1 protein-coding gene is annotated in these 588 nt (G+C 68.9%); it reads left to right on the forward strand.

Features of this window, described 5'->3' with window-relative positions:
* On the forward strand, positions 1 to 464 hold a 464-nt coding region (locus AX721_RS17675; protein WP_068877301.1), incomplete at its 5' end, for an outer membrane beta-barrel protein.
* Positions 465 to 588: the final 124 nt, after the last annotated feature.

Consider the following 588-nt stretch of genomic DNA (forward strand, 5'->3'; position numbering starts at 1 on the left):
GCCTCTACGGTTCCGTCGGCTACAACCGAAAGTCCGACAGCGACCTGAGCACGGTGCAGCTCCGTCTCGGCGGACGCTTCGGATCCTATTTCGGGGTCGAAGGCGAAGCGGGCCTGGGCGTCGATCCGGACACCGCCACCTTCCCGTCCGTTCCCGCGCTGCAGGTGAAGAACCAGCTTCGCCGCGAGTTCGCAGCCTATGCCGTGGGCTACTACCCCGTCGGTCCGAACCTCGATGTCTTCGCGCGGGTCGGCTACGGCACGACCGACTTCAAACGCACCCTGGCCCAGGCGCCCAACGTCAGCGTGGTGAAGTTCGGCGCGGAGTCGGTGAACTACGGGATCGGCGGCCAGTATTTCCTCGACGGGAAGAACGGCGTGCGCATCGACTACACCCGCCAGGACTTCAACAAGGGCTTGAAGACCGACGACACCTGGTCGGTCGCCTACACGCGGCGGTTCTGACCGGCGCCCACCCTTGACCCGGCGGCCCGGACGGCGATCGACGCCCGATCCGGGCGCACGGCGCCGCCGCCGCAAGGCTCCGCCGGTCCACGCGCCCTGGCCGCTCGCCCCGGCCCTAGGGTGG

The sequence above is a fragment of the Phenylobacterium sp. CCH9-H3 genome (assembly GCF_001557235.1).
Taxonomy (GTDB): Bacteria; Pseudomonadota; Alphaproteobacteria; order Caulobacterales; family Caulobacteraceae; genus Phenylobacterium.